The 2,600-nt window shown below is 72.2% G+C and carries 1 protein-coding gene; it reads left to right on the top strand.

The window, feature by feature from the left end; genetic code table 11:
• Positions 1–66 precede the first annotated feature (66 nt).
• A partial coding sequence (locus tag IEY86_RS35765; protein ID WP_189136069.1) for a type I polyketide synthase occupies positions 67–2,600 on the top strand: 2,534 nt, incomplete at its 3' end.

Here is a 2,600-nt window from a genome sequence, read left to right as displayed (position 1 = left end):
GTGGCGTTGTCGGCGGAAGAGTTGGGGCCGCGGCTCGGTCGCTGGGACGGGCGGTTGTGGTTATCGGTGGTCAACGGTCCGGGCTCGGTGGCGGTGTCGGGGGAGGGTGCGGCGCTGGACGAGTTGATGGCGGAGCTTTCGGGGGAGGGTGTCAAGGTCCGGCGGATACCGGCCGCCTTTGCGTCTCACTGTCCGGCCGTCGAGGTGCTGCGTGAGCCGCTGATGGCCCAGTTGGAGGGGCTGGCTCCGCGTTCGTGCGACCTGCCGTTCTACTCCGCCGTCACAGCGGGTCCCGTCGACACCGCCGGACTGGACGCCACGTACTGGTACGGGAATCTGCGCTACACCGTCCGCTTCGCCGACGTCGCCGCGCTGCTCATGGACGAGGGGTACCAGGCGTTCGTCGAGATCGGGCCGCACCCGGTGCTCACCCCCATGATGGAGGCGATCGCCGAACGGACCGGCTCCGATGCCGTGATCACCGGCACGCTGCGCAAGAACCGAGGCGGCCTGCCCGCCTTCCTGACCTCGCTGGCCGGATTGCACACCAAGGGCGTCGACCTTGACTGGGACGCCGTCCTCGGCCGCGGCGGCGCGCTCCTCGACCTGCCGACGTACGCGTTCCAGCGCCGCGGCTACTGGCTCCCCGGCCACCACGGCGCCGTCAGGACCGTATCGTCCGCGCCCGTCCTCCCACCGGAGCGCCGGGCCGCGCCCAAGGACCTGGTCGGTGTCGTCCGCACCCAGCTCGCCGATGTCCTCGGCCTCGCCGACGGCAACGCCGTGGACACCGACCGGGCCTTCAAGGACATCGGTCTGGACTCGCTGACCGCCCTCGAACTGCGCAACCGCCTCAGCACGGCCACCGGCGTGTCGATGCTCGTCAACGACGTCTTCAACCACCCCACGGCAGGCGCACTCGCCCGCTATCTCGACGGACGGATGTCCGGCACCGGTACCGACCCGGCGGACATCGGCGCCCGCCCGGCCGCCGCGATGGACGATCCCATCGCGATCGTCGGCATGGCCTGCCGCTTCCCCGGCGGCGTCGATTCGCCCGAGGGCCTGTGGGATCTCGTCGACCGCGGCGGCGACGCGATCTCCGCGTTCCCGTCCGACCGGGGCTGGGACCTCGGACGGCTGCCCGGCCGGTTACGGCAGGGCGGCTTCCTGTACGACGCCGGCCGGTTCGACGCCGCCTTCTTCGGGATCTCGCCGCGGGAGGCGCTGGCGATGGACCCTCAGCAGCGGCTGCTGCTGGAGACCTCCTGGGAGGCGTTCGAGCGCGCCGGAATCGACCCCGGCACGGTCAGGGGAGGCCGGGTCGGCGTGTTCGTCGGCGCCGTCGCCCAGGACTACGGACCGCGACTGCACGAGTCCGCGCCCGAGCAGGAGGGGCACCTGCTCACCGGCACCATCAGCGCGGTGGCCTCCGGCCGGATCGCGTACACCCTGGGTTTGGAGGGCCCCGCGATCACTGTGGACACGGCCTGCTCGTCCTCCCTGGTGGCCCTGCACCTCGCCGCGCAGTCCCTGACCCTCGGTGAGAGCACACTCGCGCTGGCCGGCGGCGCCACTGTGATGGCCAACCCCGGCGTCTTCGTGGAGTTCGCCCGGCAGAACGGGCTGGCTGCCGACGGCCGGTGCAAGGCGTTCTCCGCCGACGCGGACGGGACGGGGTGGTCGGAGGGCGCGGGCATGCTCCTGCTCGAGCGGTTGTCCGAGGCGCGGCGTCTGGGGCACCGGGTGCTGGCGCTGGTGCGTGGTTCGGCTGTCAACTCCGACGGCGCGTCGAACGGTCTGACGGCTCCGAACGGTCTGGCGCAGCAGCGAGTGATCCGGGAGGGGCTGGCGAACGCCGGGTTATCGGCGGCGGACGTGGACGCGGTGGAGGCGCACGGTACGGGGACCCGGCTGGGCGACCCCATCGAGGCCGAGGCTCTGCTGGCGACGTACGGGCAGGATCGTGAACACCCCCTGTGGGTGGGGTCGTTGAAGTCGAACATCGGTCACACGCAGGCGGCGGCGGGTGTCGGCGGTGTGATCAAGACGGTGATGGCGATGCGCCATGGTCTGCTGCCGCGCACCTTGCACGCCGAGGAGCCGACGCCGCATGTCGACTGGTCGGCAGGCAGCGCGCAGCTGTTGACGTCGGCGGTTGCGTGGCCGGAGGGCGAGCGGCCCCGGCGGGCGGGGGTGTCGGCGTTCGGGGTGAGCGGTACCAACGCCCATGTGGTGCTGGAGGCGGCGCCGGACGCCGTCGGGCCGGTCACCGTGCCGACCGGGCCTGTTCCCGTGGTGCTGTCCGCCCGCAGCCCTGAAGCGTTGACCCAGCAGGCCCGGCGGCTGCGGGAGTTCATCGGCGACGCCATCTCCGTACCGGACGTCGCCTGGACCCTGGCAACCGGACGGAGCGGTTTCGAGTACCGCGCGGCCGTCGTCGCCGCCACTCCTGACGAGCTGCGGGCCGGACTGGAACGGGTCGAAGGCCGTCGTACCGCCGTCGGCGGCCTGGGTGTGGTGTTCGCGGGTCAGGGGTCGTTGGGGGTGGGTGCGGCGCGGGTGCTGTGTGAGGCGTTTCCGGTGTTCGCGGAGGCGTT

Origin of the sequence: Wenjunlia tyrosinilytica (genome assembly GCF_014646055.1) — a bacterium.
Lineage (GTDB): Bacteria > Actinomycetota > Actinomycetes > Streptomycetales > Streptomycetaceae > Wenjunlia > Wenjunlia tyrosinilytica.
Note: the sequence above shows the minus strand (reverse complement) of the source record. Positions and strands in the feature narration are given on the sequence as shown.